Here is a 20402-nt window from a genome sequence, read left to right as displayed (position 1 = left end):
ACAGGAGACCGGGCGGGAAGGCCATCTGCACAACGGCCTTCCCGCCCCTTTTCACCGCCGTGGGTCCGACTACCGCACGCCGACACCCGTGAGTGCGTCAGTCGCCACGGGCGTACATGGCTACACCTCACCCCTCACCGGACGCGGCCGGAGGGCACGCCGTCGAATGTCGCGACGTGGATCCGACGCCATGGGCGGCGACTTTGGCCTTGACGTTGTCGGCGCTGGGGTGATCGAGGCCGGTGAGCAGTTCGAGGGCCTTGTGCCACGACCGGAAGGCCTGGCTGCTGTCGCCCATGTAGTGCTGGACGTCGCCGAGGTGCTCGAGTGCTTCCGCTTCGCCGAACTGGTCGCCCAGCTCCCGGTGCACCTCCAGCGCCTGCTCGTAGCAGACGACGGCCTGGGCGTGCTGGCCGAGGTGGTGGTGGATGTGGCCGAGGCTGTCCAGTGCCAGGCCCTGACCGGCCCGGTCGTTGTGCTCTCGCAGGAGGACGAGGGCTCTTTCGCAGTAGGCCAGGGCCAGGTCGTGGTCGCGGAGCAGCGTGAGGTGCCAGCCGATCGCGTTGTAGCACCTGGCCTGTCCGAGCCGGTGGCCGGTTTCGCGGTACAGGTCAAGGGCTTGGTGGTCGTGTCGGAGAGCCTGCTTCGGGTCGCCCCACCGCTCCCACATGATGGACAAGGTGTTGTGGATGTGCGCCTGTTCGGTGCGGTCACCGGCTTGGACGGCGAGGTCCAGGCCACGGTGGAGCTGGTTGTCGGCGTCGTCGAACCGGTACAACCGCGTGTACGCGCGGCCGAGCTGGCAGTGGGCGCGCGCCTCCATGACCCGATCGGCCAATCGAGCCGCGGCCGCGATCGCGGTCCGCCAGATCACCAACCCGTCGTGCCAGTGCCCCCGGCGGTCCAGGAAGACCGCGATCGCCTGGGCGAGTTGTCCGACCTGTGCCTCCCGGCCGGTGGTGGCGTGTTCGATGATGTTGAGCAGGACGGCGCGTTCGCTGGTGAACCAGTCGAGTGCGCGCTGGTAGTCGGTGAACTGCTCCGGCACGGTTCCCCCGGCCGGTGGGGCCGGTTCGGTGTGGTCCGTGGCGGGGTCCAGCACCTGGTTGGCGTTGCACGCCGTGTGCAGGTAGTGGTCGAAGATCCGGCCGACGGCGGCCCGGCGGTCCGGTTCGGGTTCGGTGGACCGGGCCAGGTGTGCGGCGTAGTCACGCATCAGGTCGTGCCAGGTGTGCCGATCGGGATGACGCTTGGCGATGAGGCTCGCCGAGGTCAGTTCGAGCAGCGACGCCCGCGCTTCCGGGAGGGAGACGGCGGCGAGGCTGGCTGCGGCCGCGACGGTGACGTCCGGGCCGGGGTGGAGGCTGAGGAGCCGGAACAGCCGGGCCGCCGGTGGGGTCAGTGCCTGGTAGGACCAGGAGAACGCTGCCCGGACGTCGGCCTGTGGGTCGCCGTCCTCGAAGACGTCCGACCGGCCCGGTGCGCCGGCCAGTTCCCAGACCACGGCCGCCAGCGGCAGCTCCGGGTCCATCGCCGCGCGGGCGGCGACCACGGCCAGTGCCAGTGGTAGCCGCGCGCAGCGGCCGACGATCTCGTCGACCGCTGCGGGCTCGGCGGTGACCCGGTCGAGGCCGAGCCGATCAGTCAGCGCGTCCTGGGCCTCCGAGGTGGTGAACAGGTCGAGCGTGAGCGGGTGCGCTCCCTCGGCGGCAACCAGGCTGGAGAGCCGGTTGCGACTGGTGATCAGGACCAGACAGCCGGGGGCGGCCGGCAGCAGCGGACGTACCTGGACGGCGTCGCGGGCGTTGTCCAGCACGATCAACATGCGCTTGTCGGCGAGCAGACTGCGGTACAGCGCTGTCTGGGCGTCCAGATCGGCGGGAATGCGGCTCGGCGGCACCTCCAGGGCGTCGAGGAAACGGCGGACCGCCTCGGCCGGGTCCACCGCCCGGCCGCCGGGGTCGAAGCCACGCAGGTCCACGTACAACTGCCCGTCACGGAACCGGCCGGCCACCCGGTGCGCCCAGCACACGGCCAACGTGGTCTTGCCGACCCCCGCCGTGCCACTGATGGCGACGATCACCACCGTGCCCGCGCGGGCAGTCGTCTCGGCCAGGGCGTCCAGCGTCGTCAGCTCGCGGGCGCGACCCGTGAAGTGGCGCACCGCCAACGGAAGCTGTCGGGGAACCGGCATCCCGCCAGGGTGGTCGGCACCGCCGCCGTGGGGATTCACTGGTGCGGCGGACTTCTCGCCGAAGGCGTACTCCAGCAGGGTGTACCGGGGGCGCCAGTGCTCTTCGATGCCGGTTGCCACCGACAGCCGGTCCAGTCGGCCGTTCTCGTCGGCGTACCGGTGGCAGTTGGTGACCAAGCCCTTGACCAGTTCCCAGTCTGGAAGTCGCCGAACCTGGCCGTTCAGCACCGTCGCGAGCTGGCTCCTGCCCCGGCCGAGCTGCACCTCCAGGACCCGCAGACTCGGTCCGCCTGCCTGCGTCCGCAGACGCCGAAGATCATCACACAATCGCCGCAGGAGCTGCGGGGCGAAGTCAGTGGCCAACTCGGGGCCTCCGGTGTGTCCGCCGCCGTCCGCCCTTTCCCGCGGACAGCGCGCATTCACCTGCGCCGCACTGTTCGAGTGCCCGTAGCTGTCCGACATTCACGAAAGTGAGCGTACCGACGGATGATGATAATTCACTGATGTTGCGCCGATGAGAGGAACGCGATCATGCCGCCGACCTACTGCATCGCTATCGGCCACTCCCGTTTTCGTTCGGCCTGCGAACCGCGTCCGGGTATCCCGTGAACCATTCAGAGTGAACGCGGCACGCCGAACGGCGTAACCCGGGTGTTGGCCGGAATTTGCGGTGAGAAGGAGCAGCCTATGCGGTTCCGCATTCCTGGCCCACCGGAGGTCATCAGCGCGGTCGACCGACCGTCGTTCGCGCCTCGACAGAGGATGATCCTCTCCGGGTCGTCACTCGAACCCGACCGCGTGGTGTCCGTCGAACGTCCGGTGGACGCCGTCTGGGTACCGCGTCGGCGATGGTCCCCGTGCTCCACCGCCCGCTGACGGACCACGACCAACGGGGCCTCGCGCCTGTCGAGCGACCACGGGATCGTCCGCCACGACGCGGACCCTCCACCTCGCGTCCATCACGTCGAAATGGCTTCGTGTCATGCATTTCAGGATCCTCGGTTCGCTCGACGTCTCCCTCGGCCAAATTTCTTTGCAGTTTCCGAACGGCCGCCAGCGAACCGTGTTGGCGATGCTCCTCATGCAGGAAGGAAGCCTCGTATCGCTCGACCGGATCACCGAGGGGATATGGGGAGAGGATCCACCCGTCACCGCCAAGGGGCAGATCCACACCTGCATCTCCGCTTTGCGGCGTGAGCTGCGAAAATTCGGTGACGACCATGCGATCGCCACCAGCCTGATGGGCTACACGATCCATCTTCCCGCGGGTTCGCTCGACTCCACCGCGTTCCGCCGGATGGTCAGTTCCGGCCGAGAGCTGGCTGCCGCCGGGAAGATCAGGGACGCGGCAGCTGAGCTGCGTGCCGCGCTCGCGCTCTGGCGCGGCCCGGCGGTGGCCGCGGACGTCGAGAGCGCGGTGGTCAGAACAATGGCGATCCGGCTTGAAGAAGAACAGATCAGGACCACCGAGGAGTGCATCGAGCTGGAGTTCGAACTCGACAGGCATCACGAGCTCGTCGCCGAGTTGAGTGAGCTCGTCCGGGCTCACCCGCTGCGCGAGTCACTGAGAGCGCTCCACATGGTCGCCCTGCACCGGTCTGACCGGCAAGCGGACGCCCTTGAGTCGTTCCAAGAAATCAGGGACACCCTCAGGGAAGAACTCGGACTGGAGCCATCCGACCGGCTGCACAGGCTGCACAAGTCCTTCCTGAGACGGGTCGATCCGCTGTCGGTCACACCCCGGACTGCTTCTGGCCCGAAAACCACCGGCAACTTTCACGCCATCGTCCCCCGGCAGCTCCCGCCGACTGTCGCCGACTTCACCGGCCGGGAGGAAGTGGTCGACGCCATCGTCGCGAAGCTTTCCGGATCGGGTTCCGCGGAAGGCAGGCGATACATGCCTGTCGTGTGCCTCAACGGCAACGGAGGCGTCGGCAAGACGACCCTGGCCCTTCACGTGGCGCACGCCGTCCACCACCTGTACGACGAAGGCGCGATCTTCGTTCAGCTCCCCGGCGGCGACGGCCATCGCAGCGACCCGCTGGACGTGCTGGCCAAGCTGCTCGGCTCACTCGGCTTCCACCCCGCGGCACTTCCTGAGGACCTCGAACACCGGAAGGCCGTCTACCGCAGCTGGCTCGGCGACCGCAAGGTCCTGCTCCTGCTCGACGACGCCGACAGCGCGGCCATCGTCACGACGCTGATGCCGGGAAACGCCAACTGCTGTGTGATCGTCACGAGTCGCTACCCCCTCACCAGCCTGCCCGGCGCCGTGCACGTTCACGTCGAGAACCTGGATGAGGCGGCCTGCGTCGAACTGCTCGGCAAGATGGTCCGCCCCGAGCGCGTGGCCGCCGAGTCCGACATGGCACTCGAACTGGTCAGGCTGTGCGAGTGCCTGCCACTTGCCGTCCGGATCGTGGCCGCCAAGCTCGTGAAGTGGCCGCACCGGAGCATCAGGCAGATGGTCTCCCGCCTGAAGGACGAAACCCGGCGACTTGACGAGCTGACCCTCGGCGACATGAGCGTCCGGGCGACGATCGCTTCCTCTTACAGCGGCCTCAGCCGGGGTGCGCGGCAGCTGTTCACCAGGCTCGGGCTCCTCGGCCCGGTGGACTTCGCGTCCTGGGTGTGCGCTCCGTTGCTCGATGCCGACGGTGATTCCGCGGCCGACCTCCTCGACGAGCTCGCCGCGGCTCGCCTCGTCGAGGTGAAGGCGGACGACACGGGCCGATACCGGTTCCGGCTGCACGCCCTGGTGCGCATCTTCTCCCTGGAGCGGCTGGCCGTGGACGAGGTGCCGAGCGAGCGCCGTGCGGCACTGTCCCGGCTGTCGCACTGCTGGCTCTCTCTGGCCGTCGACGCTCACCGCCGCGTCCACGGCAGTGACGGGCCACGCTGTGCCGCGCGGTCGTGGACGCTGCCGGCCGGTGTGCGCGATCAACTCCTGGTGGACCCGCTCGGCTGGCTCCGGCTGGAGAGCGCGGCACTGGTTCTCGCCGTGTCGCAAGCAGCTCATCTCGGGCTGGACGAGGTGTGCTGGGGGCTGGCTGTCGCCCTGGTCGCGCTGTTCGAGTCCGATCACCGGGTCGAGGACTGGCTGTACACGCACGAGACAGCGCTCGACGCCGTCAGACGGACCGGCAACGAGCGCGGTGAGGCCGCGTTGCTGTACTCGCTGGGGATGATGACCCTCAACGGCGGCGTGAAAGACGCGACGTCCACTTTGGAGTCCTCCCTCCGCCTCTACGAGGGACTCGGCGATGTGCCCGGCCGAGCACGGGCTCTCGGTGCGCTCGCGTTCGCTGACCGAATGGCCGGTCGGTTCGACCGGGCACTGCTGGGCTACCGGCGGGCTCTGGCCGACCACCGGTCTGCCGGTGACCAGGTGGGTGAGGTCGACGTGCTGGGCGACATGGCGCAGATCCACATGGACAGGGGACTCTGGGACGACGCCAGGCTGCTCCTCGACCAGGCGGTTGCCAAGAGCACCACGCAGGCGCCGCGCACAGCCGCACGGGTCGAGCACCGGCTCGGCACCTTCCACCTCCGCACGGGGAACTGGCGGGACGCCGAGGAGTCGTTCGTCAGGGTGCTGGCACGGGCGCGGGAATGCGGTGACACGGTGGGCGAGGCGCACGCGTCGGCCGCTCTCGGCTCACTCATGACTCGCCGTGGGCACCACGAGTCCGCGCAGGCCGCCCTGTCTGCCGCGCTCACGCTGTCGCGTGGCACGGCCGGCGGTCTCGACAGTGCACGGGTCCTGCTGTCATTCGTCGAGTTCTGCGTTGTCGTCGGGGACTGGGACCGCGCCGCCCCCCTGATCGGCGAAGCGCTGACGACCTTCGGTGAGACCGGTCCGGCTCCGGTGCTCCGTGCCAGGTTCCTCGAGTTCAAGGCCCACGTGGAGACGGGTCTGGGACATCCACGGGCCGCGGAGGCAGCCCGTGGCGAGGCCTTTGACATCACCCAGCGGTACGGCTCCGGCATCGCGCCGGACCTCCAGGGCGGCTATCGACTGCGCAGCGGCGCCTCGTGGGACTGGCTTTGAGCGTCCGGCAGCCCGCTCCTCCCGGACCCCGCGCTGATCACCGGCCAGCCGATGGGGTTGTCGACGCCGGCCGGAACCGCCGCGCAGACGACGTAACGGCGCGGCGTCGTCGCTGACGGGTGTGCCGGTAGCACGGCCATGCACCGCGCGTGAGCTTGCTCCGGCGTCCGGACGGAGTCAGCGGCCTCGACGTACGCCACCAGCGGTTCATCGGCCACCTGCGCGAAAATACGCGCCCCGGCCGGTGCGAACGCGTCATCGAGGAGTCGCTGGACCTCAGCCAGGTCGACCCACTGGACATCGGTCTTGACCCAGGTCGAGTCCCGGCGGACCGGCTCCAGCCGAAGGGCGTCGACGATGCCCTCGTGATCGAGGTCGCCACCGGATGCCGCCACCAGGAGACGCTCGACGGCCTGCAGCAACGACGTCAGGTGTTCCACCGGCACCCGGCCGAGGTCGGAACTCCAGCCACACAGCTCCACCTCGTCGTCCAACTTGGAGACGTCGAACCGGACGGGTGTCGCCAGGCGGAATGGCATGGGGTGGTGACGCAGCCGGGTCCGGCTCAGCAAGGCGGTCAGGTGCTCCGGTGACGGTGGACGTTCCTCCACAGCCACACCGCTTTCGACGACACTGCAGTTGTAGATGGCGTCGAAGCAGAAGAAAACACCGCGTTCGTGCGCTATCCCATCGCCGATCTCTGCGAGCTCATAGGCATCGTAAACGCCGTGCATGCACCCCTTCAGCATGCCACCCCACGCGTTTCTCACCACTTGGTCGAAGCTCGCGAAGCCGACGTCGATGGCGGCGATTCCTGTTTGGGCGAGCGTGCCGACGTAGTCGTAGAGGTGGCGCTCAAAACGGTTCGAGGGCATCACCGGGAACACTATCTCGCGATAGCCGGTGCGCACGGAAAGCACGGCGCACACCGCGGCAAGCACGACACTGGACCGGCTGGTTCGCGTGCGTGCGCTCACGCTCCGCGCGGCCAGTGCGGCGGCCGGTGACGACATGGAGACGCCCACCGTGTCGTCAGCGTTCGCCTGCGCGAGTTCGGGCCGCGCGGAAGGCGTCAGGTAGAGAGGTGAGGGCATCACGGCGAGCTTGCCGCTCCAGTACTCCAGCGTTCTGCGACGTTTCGCGCGTTCACGCTCGGAGCGTTCGAGTTCCGCCTGGTCCAGCGGATGATGGCGAGGCGGTCCCACGACCCGGGCCGCGGGATCGCTGATGAGTTCAGCCAGCTCACGCTGGAGGATCTGCGCGCCGGCCCTGTCCACCGCCATGTGCGAGAACTCGACGAGAACCGCCCGCACCACGTCAGCGCTGGTGGCCAGGGCGACTCGCAGCTGGTGGCCGGCCAGCCGCTCCCCCGCGGGCCGGTGCGGAGTTGTGCTCGCCAAGTGCTCGGCGAGCTCAGCCTCGACGTCAGACTGGTCGGCTCGGTCGTCGTCCAGCGAACAGATGTCGACCATCACCGTGCCGGCGGAGGAGACGCGCTGACATGGCGGCGGTCCGGTGACGAAGGACGTCCGCAGCACCTCATGACGGGCGATCAGGAGCGCAAGACCGTCGGTGACGTCTTCCACGCTCGCCGTCTCACTCAAGCTGACCGCACACGTCACGACAGGGTACGGCTGGCCCTCTCGCGACTCGAAATCTTTGATCCACTTCAGAATGTTGATCTGGCCTGTGGTCAGCGGCCCCTGCCGGGCGGTCTCGGCGGAGAAATGCACGGGCACCGACGATCGCAGGGTGAGTTTGACGGCTGACATATCACTTCCCAGGCGCGTTCACGAAGTGAAAGAATTGATGATTTTGCCATCTGGTTCAACCAGTTCTAGCGCAGGCGTCTGCCGTGGTCAACAAAGGAGAGACATACCTTGACGTCATGCCCGGGGCACGATTACGTCTTCGCGTATGGCTGATGTGGCCACCCTTCCGAGAGGAGCGGCCCAGTGCCCGTCAACAAGGGGGCCGAACCGCTCGGGTTCCTGATGAGGAATCCCCAGTTCGGGATGTTGCTGGTCGTCAACCTGGTCTCGTCGTTGGTGGGAGCGGGCGTGGGCATCGCCTTGAGCGTCCACCTCTACCAACTCACCGGCTCGCCGATCTGGACGGCCTTGCTCGCGGCCACCCCGACCGTGGCCGGGGTGGCCTTCGGGCACCTGGCCGGGACGGTCACAGATCGCTGGGGCACACCCCTGCGGATCATGCGGATCGCACTCTTCCTGCGGGTGCTGGTACTGCTGACCGTCTTCGCGGTCGCCGACTCGCCGATCGGCCTCCTCTGCGCGGTGTTCGCCCAGGCTGCCATCCAGCAGCTCTACATCCCGGCCGAGCAGGTCCTCATCGCCGACTACGTCACCGCCGAGGACCTGGTCGAGGCCAACGGCCTGAACTCGTTCGCCTCCAACGCCACCAGGCTGGTGGGGCCCGCGCTCGGCGGGTTCACGATGGGATGGGCCGGCTTCCGCTGGACGGTCATCGGGGTGACGGCGCTGATGCTGCTGTCCACACTGCTCAGCCTGCTCCTGCGGGGATCAGGGCGGAAGACGCCGACCGCCGGCGACGCGCCGGAGGAAGGCACGGGAAGCACGGAAGGCGACGGCGACGGGTACCTGGCGATCGTCCGGCGCAGCCGTCGCGTCCGGGGCCTGGTGCTCCTGCAAGTCCTCGACGCGATCAGGGAGGCGCCGCTGTCCTCCCTGTTCCCGGTGCTCATGCTGGGCGTGATCGGTGCCACCTCCGGGCAGATGGGCCTGGTCAACAGCTTGTTCGCGGTCTCGGCCCTGATCGCGGGCCCGATGATCGGCACGGTGGTCCGCCGGCTGGGGTACCGCCTTCCCGTCCTGCTCGGCGCCGCCGTCTCCAACGCCGCGATCGTGGTGCTGATGATCTGGCCGTCGCTCCCGCTGGCGTTGATCGTCTTCGTCGTCTCCGGCCTTCCCTTCACCATCTCGTGGGTGGGCGGGCAGACCTGGCTGCTGCTCAGCACGCCGCTCTCGCTGCGCGGCCGGATCGTGGGCACGACCGGGGCCATCTACGCCGGGGTGTCGCTCGTCGCCATGCTCGCGAGCGGCGTGCTGGCGGAGTGGTTCGGCCCGCGGTGGGTCATCGGCGTGGGGGCCTCCATCGCGCTGATGGGCCTGATCGCCATCGCGGCACTGCTCGCCGAACGCCGGCAGCCGACCGGCACCGACCAGTCAGCACAGGCCACCTCCGTGATGTGACCACGACTCCCGGCCTCTGCCTGCCGGCGCACGTGCCGGCAGGCTGCTGCGGGCTCGATCGGCAACCCTTCACCCGGGTACCGCGGTTCGTGGTCCTGCCAGCAGGACAACAAACTCACCGCGACGTTCCGCACCTCGCACCACGGCGTTGACAGTGGCGGATTTCGGCGGACAGCATTGCGCCATGGATATGTCGATTCCTGCGGCAGGACTCAAGTCCGCCTTGTTCTCCGATTCCGGAGTCAGCGATCAATCCCGCATCCGGTCGCTCATGGAAGACGTATTCCGACGCGCAGAAGACCCCCCGAACACCTTGGACGACCGGGTCAGCAACCTGTCCCAGCTCCTGTACCTGATGTACCTGGCGAGAGCCCGGAAGGCCACCCGCATAGCCGAGATAGGTTTCAGCATCGGCTTTTCGAGCATCGCCTTCCTGGAGAGCTCACCCGCCGCACAGGTCACGTCCTTCGAAATTCACGACGAGACACCGGCCAAGTCGGCGAAGGAGTTCATCGACTCCCGTTACCCAGGTCGCCACCAGCTGATCTACGGAGACTCCACGCAGACGGTACCGGCCTTCCAAGCTCCCCCGACATCAGATGGTTTCGACCTCGTCTTCATCGACGGCGCCCACGAGTACCCATCGGTGAAGGCGGACATCGCGAACGCCCGCCGGCTGGCCAAGCCGGGCGCGACGATCGTGGTCAACAGCATGACCCCCTGGTTCAAGTGGGGAATCGGCCCGACGACCGCGTGGGACGAGGCGGTCCAAGACGACGTCGTCACCCCGCTCGAGCACGTGTCCAACGCGGTCGCCGTCAGCCGGATTCGCGGGCCGATCGCACGTGCGTGGGCAGTCGGACAATTCCGGTAAGCGCACGCCCGGCACGTCGAAGCCGAAGTGTTGACAGCAAAAGATCGAGAAAGACAACATTGCCACATGGACATGTCGATGCCTTCAGCAGGACTCAAGTCCGCCCTTTTTCCCGATTCGGGAGCCAGCGACCGAGCACGCATCAACGCGCTCATGGAGGAAGTCTTCCAGTGCGCACAGGGGCCGGGAAACGCACTGGACGACGGAATCAGCTGCTTGGCCCAGGTCCTGTACCTCATGTACCTGGCGAGAGCCCGGAAGGCCACCTCCATAGCCGAGGTGGGTTTCAACATCGGCTATTCGAGCATCGCCTTCCTCGAAAGCTCCCCCCAGGCGAAGGTCACCTCCTTCGAAATCAACACCGAGGCCACCGTCAAGTCGGCGAAGGAGTTCATCGACTCCCGTTACCCGGATCGCCACCAGCTCGTCTACGGCGACTCCACGCAGACGGTCCCGGCCTTCCAGATGCCCCCGTCCTCGGATGGTTTCGACCTCGTCTTCATCGACGGGGGCCACGACTACCCGTGCGCGAAGGCGGACATCGCGAACGCCCGCCGGCTGGCCAAACCGGGCGCCACGATCGTGGTCGACGACCTGACCCCTTGGTTCAAGTGGGGAATCGGCCCGACGACCGCGTGGGACGAGGCGGTCCGCGACGACGTCGTCACCCCGCTCGAGTACATGTCCGACTCGGTCGCCGTCAGCCGAGTCGAGGGACCGGCCGAGCGCGCGTGGGCGGTTGGGCAATACCGGTGAGCAGCGCAGCGGCCGACCACGTCGAGGGTGTGCGGCGTCAACGCGCGATTTTGCCGGTGACGACGAACCCCAGTATCCGGGCGTACCAGCCGTATGCGTACCCGGTCTCCATCGTCGAGGCGCATGTCCCCGAGAACCGTGACTGGATTCTCTCGAACTTCATACACCTGGCCTACGACGAACACCCGATGGAGTCCCCATCGCTGTGCTTCTACTCCTGCGATTTCGCAGCCAATCCGCACCTGCGCACGATCAGAGCCGATCGTGAGTGGATGCAGCGGTGGATCGGCCGCAGCTTCGCGCAGTTCGTGCACGAACAGCTCCTCGACGGTTGGTACGTGTACGCGTTCGTCGACGAGTTCTTCGTTCCGCGGCGACCGGCGCACGGGCGAAGTGCTCGTCATCACGACGTTCTCGTCCACGGATCAGACGGTGATGCGGAGATCGCGCATCTACTGGGTTACGACGAGGCGATTCGGTTCGACACGACCCAGATTTCCTGGAGAGAGCTCGACGCCGCCTACGAGTCCTGTGCGAACGCGGACCACCCGTGGTCGCGAGCGTTCATCCTCTTCAAGTTCGACCCGCTGGCGTCCTACCGGTTCGATCCGCAGTTCGTGGTCGCCGAACTCGAGCTCTTCCTCGCTTCCGGGAACCCTGGCCGGGCTGTGCAGGGCCTGGTCATGCCGGACGACCGCCTGTACGGCGTGGCGGCGTTGGAGGCGTACCGGGACGAGCTCTTGGGCACGCCGCCCGATGACCCGGGGCTCGACCTGCACGCCCCGCGGGCGCTGTTCGAGCACAGCAGACTGATGTCCGAGCGGTTGCGCGCGTTGCTCGGCGATGACTTGTGGCAACGCCATGTCGCCGAGCGGTACAGCACGGTCCTCCGTTTCTATTCCGCTCTGCCCGTGGCGGTGTTCGGCGCGAAGCACGAGAAAGACCATTCGGCACTAAGACGGCTGATGGCCGACTATCCCGAAATCATCGAGCAACAGATCAGCACGGTGACGGACGCACTGGACCGCAGAGCACGCTGACCCCGGGCATGCGACAAAGGAGGCTGACGATGCAGGCACGCAAAGTTCTTGAACAGGAGTTCCGCGTGGTGACTGGTCGCGAGCTGACGGACATGGCCGTGGACGTGTTCGGTCTCGGTCTCGACTCGCTGGGGATTCTTTCCTTGCTGGGAGGACTGCGGGAGGCCGGATACGACGTTTCCCTGGACGACCTCCTGTCCGCGGCCAGCATGAACGAGTTCGTGCTGACGATGACGGACGCCGCCGCGTGACCGGGGAGAAGCGATCATGATCAGCTCTGGTGCGGACGGACGGGCAGCCCTGGCGACGGTCTTGGCAGACCGCGTCCGTCGTGGAGCGGCCGAGACGGCTTTGGTGGACAGCACCGGAACCGTCCTGTCCTACGCCGATCTCGGTGCCCTCGCCTGCACGTGCGATGAGTTCTTCGGTCAACGGCACGCGGAACGGGTCGTCATCGTCGGCGCGGCGTCGATCGAGGTCAGCGCGTTGATCGCGGCGTGCTTCTGGACGGGGCGGACCTTCATGGTCGTCGATGACCAGGAAAGCGACGCCGTGCGGCGGCAGCTCATCGACCAGTTCGGCGCCGACGTGGTCCTCCTGACCGGCTCATCCGCCCGCACCACACCCGCGAACCCGACGAACGAACCGGTCACCGTCACCGGGCGGGACCTGAGTGAGCTCGCCCGGCAATGGGACGACCACGCCGTGCTCGAACACAGCGACCGCATGGCGATGCGGACACCTCGGGCGGCCGCGTACTGCGTCCGGACTTCCGGCACGACGGCGGAACCGAAGCTGATCGAGATGAGCCGGGCGGCGATCGAGCAGTACTGCGTGGAGTTCATCGCCAGGTACGGCCTCGCGCCCGGCCACCGCCTGGCGGTGTGGGCGGCCCCCACCTATGACGCCCACTACTGCGAGCTGGTCCCGGCCCTGGCCAGTGGTGCGGTGGGCGTTGTCGCGCCGATGTCCATCCGCGGTGACGGGGACGCGGTGCTGCGGTGGCTGAGCGAGGAACGCATCACCCACTTCGAGACCACGCCGTCGATCCTGAGGCGGGTGGCGTCCGCCGCGGTGCGGCCCGAGGCGTCGTGGCCGCCGTCCCTGACGGAGGTGATGTGCGCCGGCGAGCGGTTGGACCCGCGAGTGGCACGGCAGGTCTTCGACGCCGCGGAGCTCAGCGGGACCACGGTCAGGCTGCACAACGAGTACGGCCCTTCGGAGTGCATTCTGCTGACCTGGCACCAGGTCACGGCGGAGGACGCCGACTCGGGCGACATCCCGGTCGGTGCCGCGATCGCGGGACGGACGCTGTCCATCGAGCCGTTGGACGACCACACCGGCTCCTCGGCCCGACACCCCGGCGAGATCGTGGTGGAGTCTCCGTACCTGTGTCGCGGATACGGGTCGGAAGAGGCCGGCTCGCTCGTCGCCTTTCCGTCACCTCGCGGCGTCCCGCTCTTCCGGACGGGGGATCTCGGCCATCTGGACGACCGCGGTCGTCTGCGGTTGTCGGGACGGCGTGACCGGACCGTGAAACGACGCGGTGTGCGGATCAACCTCGACCAGGTGGAGGCGGTGCTCCACGCGCTCCCCGCCGTGGGGCAGGCGGCCGCTCGAGCCGACGAGGCGGACGGCCAGGTGCTGATCCACGTCTGGGTCGTGCCCTCCGACGGCAGCCTCGACCGTGACGCGGTCCTGACGCAGATCGCCGAGACGATGGAGGTCCGCCTCGTTCCCGACCGGGTGATGATCTGCCCGCAGCTGCCGCGCCTGCACTCGGGGAAGGTCGACTACCGGTCTCTGGAGGTGACCGGCCCCGGCGACGGACAGGTGGAGGTGACGGCGGACGAGACGACGGTGAAGGCGGTCGCCGAGGCGTTCGAGCGGGTACTGCCCCGCGTGCCCGCGACACCCTCGACCGACTTCTTCGCCAGCGGCGGGCACTCCCTCCTGGCACTCGAGCTGAGCGCCCACCTGGAGCGCGAGCTGGGAGTCAGGCTGACGATCCGCGACTACCTGGCCCACCCCACGGTCGCCGGGATCGCCGGTGTGGTGGACCGCACCCGTCGTCAGGCTCCGCGCTCCGCGCCGACCGCTCCCCTCCTGGCCTCCGATGACGAGCTGACCTCCACTGAACGGCCGATCTGGGTGTGGAGTCAGCTCTTTCCCGGCGACGGTGCGCTGAACGTCGTCGGGGGGTTCACCACACGTGCGGCCGTCACCGAGCAGCGCCTCCGGCACGCGCTGTCGGCCTTGCTGGAGGACGTGGCCCAGCTGAGGGTCCAGTACGTCCCCGGCCGCGACCGCCCACGACGGGTCGTGCGCGCGGCAGGCGTCGCGCGGGTCGACGTGCTCCAGATCTCCGCATCCGCTGACACCTTTCCCCAGCCGGAGGTGGACGGCATCGTCTACCAGCCGTTCGACGTCGGGGCGGATCAGCTGGTCAGGGCCGTGCTGGTCCGCTCGCGCACGGAGCCCGCACCGGTGGGCGTCCACCTGGTCGCCCACCACCTGGTGTGCGACGGAGTGAGCATGGGACTGCTGGTGGCGGAGTTGCAGCACCGCCTTCGCACACCGGAACACCGGACATCGCTGTCCTCGCAGTGCGTGCTGCCCCCCGCGAGACCGGATGCCCGTCTCCTCCAGGCCGCGGCCGGGCACTGGTCCACCGTCAGGCGTGAGGTGGCGGCGCAGCCGTACGACGAGCGGCTTCGCCCGAACGATGCCGCCGCGGGAACGTCGAGCGTCCAGTGGCGACTGCCGACGCAGCCGGTCAGGGAACTCGCGGACGAGCTGTCGGTGAGCCGGGCGGCCGTTCTCATCACGGTGATCGCCACCGCGGTCGGCCGGGTGCTGGACCGGGACCAGGTCGTCGTCGAGACGCCGGTCTCGACGCGGACGCCGGACCAGGTGCGCTCGATCGGCAACTACGCGGTCGACGTGCCCCTGCTGGTCGACGCCTCCTGCCAGGGCGTCACCCGCGTCGTCGACGCGGTCAACCGCGACCTGCTGGCAGCCGTTGACTTCGCGGCGCTGGTGCCGGGGTTCGGCAGCGTACGGCCGGGACAGGCGTGGGCACCCGTCGGCGACGTCGTCGTCGTTCTGGAGGACCAGGTACCCGCGCCGGCCGTCGAGATCGACGGCGTGACGAGCTCGGCCACGCCGCCCGTCGGCTCGCCCCCGCGCCACGCCCTCGCGTGCTACTTCCGGACCGGCGCTCTGGCCGAGGACATCACCTGCGTCATCACGGGCCGCTCCGACGGTGGGCTGGCACGTGCTGTGCGTGCCGAGGCCGACGCCGCTCTCACCGCCATGACCACAGCAGTTCTCAACGAGGAGGCTCGGCGATGGCCGACGTCGTGATTCGGCCCGGTGAACGCCGGGAGATCGAGCACCCGCAAGCCGGGCTCTTCCTCTCCCCCGCCGCCGGTGCTCGGGACGAGGCGGATCGATGAGGGCGATCGACTACCCGAAGGTGCTGGAAGAGGTCGAGGCCTGCTGGCGCGACGTCGCGCCGGCCTCCGCGAAGACGCTGGCACCACACGACAACCTCTTCGAAAGCGGTGCCGACTCGTTCACCTTCATCCGGCTGGTGCGATCAGTCGAAGCCACGTGCGAGGTCACGCTGCCGCTGCTCGAGGTCTTCGAGGAACCGCGGCTGGCCACCATCACGCGCTGCGTCATCGAAGCGAGGAGACGCTGAGATGGCAACGGTTCTGCCCGCCACCGCAGCCGAGTTCGGCCTGTGGTACCAGGAGCAGGCGGCGGCACTGCCGGGGCGCTACCTGTGCCTCGCAGCTGCGGAGCCGCGCACGGGGACGCGGGTGGGCCTTCGCCACGCGGCGGACGCCATGACCGCCGTCCTGGCCGGTCACCCCGAGGCACTGGCACGGTTCGCGGTCGACGAGCACGGTCTGCTGCACAAGGTGCTCGAGTCGCCCACGGCAACGCCACCCGCGGAGTTCCTCACGTTCCCGGCGGAATGGTCGCGCACGGACGTCATCTCCCACTTGACCGGGCTGCCGACCCCCCTCGCGACCGGGCCGCTGGTCCACCTGGCCGCGCAGGCCGATGACAGGGGAAACGCCGCGCGGCTGTTCGTGCTGGCTCACCACATCGTGTGGGACACGCGTTCGGAGGAGGTCTTCTGGACCGAGGTCGACCGCAGGCTCACCGGGCCGGGGGAAGGCGGCGTCAGCCCTTCGGTGCACCACGTCGCCACGCAGGACCACGCCCCGCTCGTGACCGACCCACAACTGCACCTGACCATCCCGAACGAGGACCGCGTGTGGGAGCGGCTCGCGGCCGCGGCGCGGCGAGCCGGGGTCACCCCGTTCGCCTGGACGGTCGGGCACCTGGCGGCCGCGGCGGCGGTGTGGTCGGAGCCGGCGACGATCAGGGCGTACATCGACGTGGACCTCCGCCCGCTGGCCGGCACGTCCCCCGACACGATGGGATTCCACCTGTCCCAACTGGACATCGCCACCGTCGACCGCGGTACGTCCGGTGCGGCCGCGGCCGCCACCGTCCACACGGCCGTGCTGCACCGGCTGGACGCCGCCGCGCGGCGGGGAATCCGTCCGGACAGCGAGACCACCGGCCACGACGGTCACCCCGTCAAGTTCTACTTCCGCCACATCCGGTACCAGAACCGCCTGCACAACCTGCGGCCCGTCGCCATCCGCCTGCCGGTGGCACGCAACCAGCTGTCGGTGGGCGTGACCGTCACCGACACCGGCCTCGACCTGACGGTCACCGCACGACGCGGCACCGCCGACAGCACCGATGTCGAGCGGTTGGCGCGGCTGGCACGTCAGCACCTCATCTCGGCGGCGGCACACGGCGAAAGGATGGCCGACGATGCGGCATCTCAGGCTCGACGGTCCACCGGAAGTGTGGTGGCACGACAACTCCGCGGCGCTCACGGAGCACCTCCGCCGTGACGGCGCTGTCGTCATCGACGGCGACGGGCTGTGCCAGGACGTGGCGACCTTCCAGCGACTCGCCGCCGCGGCGTGTGGACCGCTCACCAGGGACAACCCGGAGCACACCGGCGTCGATGACGACCCCACGGGCACGGTCAACAGTCCGACCCCGTTCTCCCCGACCAGAAAGCTGCTGTGGCACAACGAGAACACGTTCGCACGCCGGTGGCCCCGGCGGATCGTCTTCGGATGCCAGGAGATCGGGGACGGTGGACAGACACCGACCGCGGACATGACAGCCGTCTACACGCGACTCAGCCGCGCGACCAGGAACGTGCTCGCCACCGGGGTCACCTACGTCCGCAGGCTGGGCATGGACCTCGGGCTCGACTGGCGTCAGGTCTACCGCACCACTGACCCCGCCGCCGTCGAGCGCGCCTGCGAACGGGAGGACACCACCTGGAGGTGGGACGAGCGCGGCGGCGTCCTCACCACCGAGCAGCGGCGACCGGCTATCATCCTCGACCCGGCCACCGGCCGGCCCTCGCTGACAGCACAGATCCTGCATTGGCATCCTCGCGCGCTGGACGAGGACCTCTACGATTCGCTCCGCCTGCTGTACGAGCCTCACGAGTTCCCCAAGGGGTGCCGGCGTGGGGACGGCGGGCCGATTCCCGACGCCGTCGTCGACGAGGTCATGGGAATCTGCTCCGACCTGGAGGAAGTCGTGCCCTGGCAACCGGACCGCACGATCGTCGTCGACAACCTGCGCCGCAGCCACGCGCGCAACCCCTACTCGGGTGTGCGTCGCCTGCTGGTCGCCGCCGGCGATCCCGTCGACTGCATGGAACTGGCGCGGCCATGACCACGTTCGCGCACAACCTCGTCGGAGGCCTGGCCGGTTCCACTGCCGCCGCGGTCGTGGAACAGGGCGTGGTCACCACCCACGCACAACTGCTGTCGCAGGCACGCGAGGTCGCCGTCCACCTGCGCCGGCGCGGGGCCGAGCCGGGCGCCGTCGTGCCCATCCAGGCGGCGCCGAGCACGACCGCTCTCGTCCAGGTCGTGGCGATCCTGATGACCGGAGCCGCCTTCGCTCCGATCGATCTCCGCATGCCGCCCCGCACCGCCGCCAGGATCGCCCGTTTGTGCGGTGCCGACTTCATCCTCGGGGCCGCCGGCGGGACGACCGACGGCGTCGTCCGGCTCAGCCCGCGGGACCTGGCCGGCGACCCAGGCCCGCACCGCCTCATCCCCACGGTCCCGAGGGACACCTCGTACGTGATCTTCACCTCGGGCACCAGCGGCGAGCCGAAGGGAGTCGTCGTACCCGAGTCCGCCGTGACGGCCTACCTGGGCTGGTCGATGCGCGAGTACGACTGCACCCGAGGGTGGGGGGCGCCGCTGTTCACCTCGCTGGGCTTCGACCTGACGATCACCAGCCTCCTCGGACCGCTGCTGAACGGCAGACGGGTGGAGGTCCTCGATCCGTTGCGCTGGCCGCTGCACGTCGCCAACGACCCCGGCATCCTGCAGGGCGCCAGTTTCGTGAAGATGACGCCGAGCCAGGTCACCGTGCTGTGCGAGCTGCTGGAGGCGCGTGGGGCCCGGTGCTCGATACCGGTCCTGGTGGTCGGAGGTGAGGCCCTGTACGGGTCCGGTGTCGCCCGCTGGCGCGAGAGCCTCCCCGACACGCTGGTGGTCAACGAGTACGGCCCTTCCGAGGCGACCGTGGGCTGCTGCCGCTACACCGTGCCCGCCGACTGCACCAGTCACGAGATTCCCATCGGGACCGCTCCCCCTGGCGTCGAGCTGAGCATCGAGGGACCGCCTTCCCCGACCGGGGACGGGTTCGAGGAGGGCGAGCTGGTGATCACCGGGGTGCAGGTCGCGACCGGTTACCTCACCGCCTCGGAAGCGGAAGCGGAATCGGGCGACGCCACGGCTCGCGGGCGGTTGCGACCGTTCCCCGGTCCGCCCGGCAAGCGCAGCTACCGCAGCGGAGATCGCGTGCGGCGCGACCACGACGGGACCTACACCTACCTCGGCAGACTAGGACGGGAGGCGAAGGTCGCGGGCTTCCGGATCAACCTGGCCGCTCTCGAGTCGCGCCTCAACGCCTTCCCGGGGGTGGTGAGCGCCGCCGTCCAGGCGGACGAGGTGCACGGCCTCCGCTCGGCCGTGGTGACCCGGGACGGCGGGACGACCCAGGAAGACCTCCTCGCACACCTGCGCGAGACGTTCCCGTCCTACGCACTGCCGAGCTCCATCCGGATCAGCACCCAGGTCAGCACCACAGAACGTGGGAAGTCGAGCGTGTCATGGGAATAACGGGAAAGATGCCGGCCACCCCGATCACACCGTCCGATCTGGACAGCGACCTGACCACCGGGCTGAGCGAGGAGCAGTCCCGGTACGTCGACGAGCGGCTGAGGTCAGCCGGCCGTGTCCTGTTCCGAGGATTTCCCCTCAAGACCACGGCCGACTTCGCGAAGGCGGTTCAGGCGCTCGGCGGCGAACCGCTGCCCTATACGGAACGCTCCACACCGCGGAAGCAGCTCGAGTCCGGGATCTACACGTCGACCGAGTACACCCGTGAGGAGGAGATCTTCTTCCACAACGAGAACTCCTATCAGGCGACCTGGCCGAGCAGGCTCTTCTTCTTCTGTCAGCAGCCTCCCGCCTCGGGTGGGGCGACGCCGCTGGCCGACGTCCGCCAGGTCACCGCCTCGCTCGACGCGGGCGTCGTCGAGGAGTTCCGCCGGCGTGGCTGGCGGCACATCCGCAACTACCATCCGCAGATCGGCCTGCCGTGGAGCGAGGTGTTCGGCACCACGAGCCGCGAAGCCGTGGATCGCTACTGCGGAGAGAACGGCATCCGGACGCACTGGAACAACGACGGGACCCTCCGCACCGTCGCTGATCGGGTGGCCCTTCACCGCCATCCGGCAAGCGGCGACGAACTGTGGTTCAACCACATAGCCTTCTTCCACTGGACGACCCTTCCCGAGCGGGTCGTCGGAGTCCTCGAACAGCTCTTCGGCAGGGACGGCCTCCCCAACAACACCGTCTACGGCGACGGGGAGGAGATCCCCGCGGAGGTGTGCGCGCACGTCCGCGAGAAGTACCGCGAGGCGGCGACGCGGTTCGACTACCGGCAAGGCGACCTGCTGATGATCGACAACATGCTGACGGCTCACGGACGCGAACCGTACGAGGGGCAACGACAGATCGCGGTGGCGATGACCTGACGCCGGCGAAACCTCTGCTCAAGGCTCATCGAGAGCGAAGAAACCGATGTCAACCCGCGATGTCGACGAAGAGGAGCT

General features: G+C 68.6%; 14 protein-coding genes. 12 read left to right on the top strand and 2 right to left on the bottom strand.

Annotated features, from left to right (window positions below; all coding sequences use genetic code 11):
- Positions 1-127 precede the first annotated feature (127 nt).
- Positions 128-2458, bottom strand: coding sequence for an ATP-binding protein (locus tag ACZ7CF_RS07920; protein WP_470369203.1), 2331 nt, complete (start codon positions 2456-2458; stop codon positions 128-130).
- Between the two features lie 718 nt (positions 2459-3176).
- Between ACZ7CF_RS07920 and ACZ7CF_RS07915 the strand changes: the two genes are divergently transcribed.
- A complete protein-coding gene (locus ACZ7CF_RS07915) occupies positions 3177-6245 on the top strand; it encodes an AfsR/SARP family transcriptional regulator (protein ID WP_470369202.1) in 3069 nt (1022 codons plus the stop codon).
- Here ACZ7CF_RS07915 and ACZ7CF_RS07910 read toward each other — a convergent pair.
- Entirely contained in the window at positions 6206-8017 is a 1812-nt protein-coding gene (locus ACZ7CF_RS07910; RefSeq protein WP_470369201.1) for a condensation domain-containing protein, read from the bottom strand. The genes ACZ7CF_RS07915 and ACZ7CF_RS07910 overlap by 40 nt on opposite strands.
- A 183-nt stretch (positions 8018-8200) precedes the next feature.
- On the opposite strand from ACZ7CF_RS07910, the gene ACZ7CF_RS07905 reads away from it, so the two are divergent.
- The 11 genes from ACZ7CF_RS07905 to ACZ7CF_RS07855 all read left to right on the top strand — a co-directional run bounded on the left by ACZ7CF_RS07905 (position 8201) and on the right by ACZ7CF_RS07855 (position 20324).
- Positions 8201-9475, top strand: coding sequence for an MFS transporter (locus ACZ7CF_RS07905; RefSeq protein ID WP_470369200.1), 1275 nt, complete (start codon positions 8201-8203; stop codon positions 9473-9475).
- 154 nt (positions 9476-9629) lie between these two features.
- Positions 9630-10349, top strand: coding sequence for an O-methyltransferase (locus ACZ7CF_RS07900; RefSeq protein WP_470369199.1), 720 nt, complete (start codon positions 9630-9632; stop codon positions 10347-10349).
- A gap of 66 nt (positions 10350-10415) precedes the next feature.
- Complete coding sequence (locus ACZ7CF_RS07895) at positions 10416-11105, top strand: O-methyltransferase (RefSeq protein WP_470369198.1); 690 nt, start codon at positions 10416-10418, stop codon at positions 11103-11105.
- Positions 11102-12145: a hypothetical protein gene (locus tag ACZ7CF_RS07890; RefSeq protein WP_470369197.1), complete on the top strand. Its 1044-nt coding sequence runs from the start codon at positions 11102-11104 to the stop codon at positions 12143-12145. The genes ACZ7CF_RS07895 and ACZ7CF_RS07890 overlap by 4 nt, the downstream gene beginning before the upstream one ends.
- Positions 12146-12174: 29 nt before the next feature.
- Entirely contained in the window at positions 12175-12396 is a 222-nt protein-coding gene (locus ACZ7CF_RS07885; protein WP_360383513.1) for a phosphopantetheine-binding protein, read from the top strand.
- A gap of 16 nt (positions 12397-12412) precedes the next feature.
- Positions 12413-15511: an AMP-binding protein gene (locus ACZ7CF_RS07880; protein WP_470369196.1), complete on the top strand. Its 3099-nt coding sequence runs from the start codon at positions 12413-12415 to the stop codon at positions 15509-15511.
- 88 nt (positions 15512-15599) lie between these two features.
- Complete coding sequence (locus ACZ7CF_RS07875) at positions 15600-15851, top strand: acyl carrier protein (RefSeq protein WP_360383519.1); 252 nt, start codon at positions 15600-15602, stop codon at positions 15849-15851.
- A gap of 1 nt (position 15852) precedes the next feature.
- Entirely contained in the window at positions 15853-17091 is a 1239-nt protein-coding gene (locus ACZ7CF_RS07870) for a hypothetical protein (protein WP_470369195.1), read from the top strand.
- Complete coding sequence (locus ACZ7CF_RS07865) at positions 17009-17938, top strand: TauD/TfdA family dioxygenase (RefSeq protein WP_470369194.1); 930 nt, start codon at positions 17009-17011, stop codon at positions 17936-17938. The genes ACZ7CF_RS07870 and ACZ7CF_RS07865 overlap by 83 nt, the downstream gene beginning before the upstream one ends.
- Positions 17935-19404: an AMP-binding protein gene (locus ACZ7CF_RS07860; protein WP_470369193.1), complete on the top strand. Its 1470-nt coding sequence runs from the start codon at positions 17935-17937 to the stop codon at positions 19402-19404. The genes ACZ7CF_RS07865 and ACZ7CF_RS07860 overlap by 4 nt, the downstream gene beginning before the upstream one ends.
- The gene (locus ACZ7CF_RS07855; RefSeq protein WP_470369192.1) at positions 19395-20324 is read left to right on the top strand and encodes a TauD/TfdA family dioxygenase; all 930 of its coding nucleotides are present in this window, start codon (positions 19395-19397) and stop codon (positions 20322-20324) included. Before ACZ7CF_RS07860 ends, ACZ7CF_RS07855 begins: the two co-directional genes overlap by 10 nt.
- Positions 20325-20402: the final 78 nt, after the last annotated feature.

It is taken from the genome of Lentzea sp. NPDC036955 (assembly GCF_055608005.1).
Note: the sequence above shows the minus strand (reverse complement) of the source record. Positions and strands in the feature narration are given on the sequence as shown.

Excerpts from the sequence above, each read along its gene's own strand:
- ACZ7CF_RS07910 (WP_470369201.1), bottom strand. The coding sequence starts at position 8,017 with ATGTCAGCCGTCAAACTCACCCTGCGATCGTCGGTGCCCGTGCATTTC.
- ACZ7CF_RS07880 (WP_470369196.1), top strand. The coding sequence starts at position 12,413 with ATGATCAGCTCTGGTGCGGACGGACGGGCAGCCCTGGCGACGGTCTTG.
- ACZ7CF_RS07870 (WP_470369195.1), top strand. The coding sequence starts at position 15,853 with ATGGCAACGGTTCTGCCCGCCACCGCAGCCGAGTTCGGCCTGTGGTAC.
- ACZ7CF_RS07855 (WP_470369192.1), top strand. The coding sequence starts at position 19,395 with ATGGGAATAACGGGAAAGATGCCGGCCACCCCGATCACACCGTCCGAT.
- ACZ7CF_RS07895 (WP_470369198.1), top strand. The coding sequence starts at position 10,416 with ATGGACATGTCGATGCCTTCAGCAGGACTCAAGTCCGCCCTTTTTCCC.
- ACZ7CF_RS07915 (WP_470369202.1), top strand. The coding sequence starts at position 3,177 with ATGCATTTCAGGATCCTCGGTTCGCTCGACGTCTCCCTCGGCCAAATT.
- ACZ7CF_RS07865 (WP_470369194.1), top strand. The coding sequence starts at position 17,009 with ATGCGGCATCTCAGGCTCGACGGTCCACCGGAAGTGTGGTGGCACGAC.
- ACZ7CF_RS07875 (WP_360383519.1), top strand. The coding sequence starts at position 15,600 with ATGAGGGCGATCGACTACCCGAAGGTGCTGGAAGAGGTCGAGGCCTGC.
- ACZ7CF_RS07860 (WP_470369193.1), top strand. The coding sequence starts at position 17,935 with ATGACCACGTTCGCGCACAACCTCGTCGGAGGCCTGGCCGGTTCCACT.
- ACZ7CF_RS07885 (WP_360383513.1), top strand. The coding sequence starts at position 12,175 with ATGCAGGCACGCAAAGTTCTTGAACAGGAGTTCCGCGTGGTGACTGGT.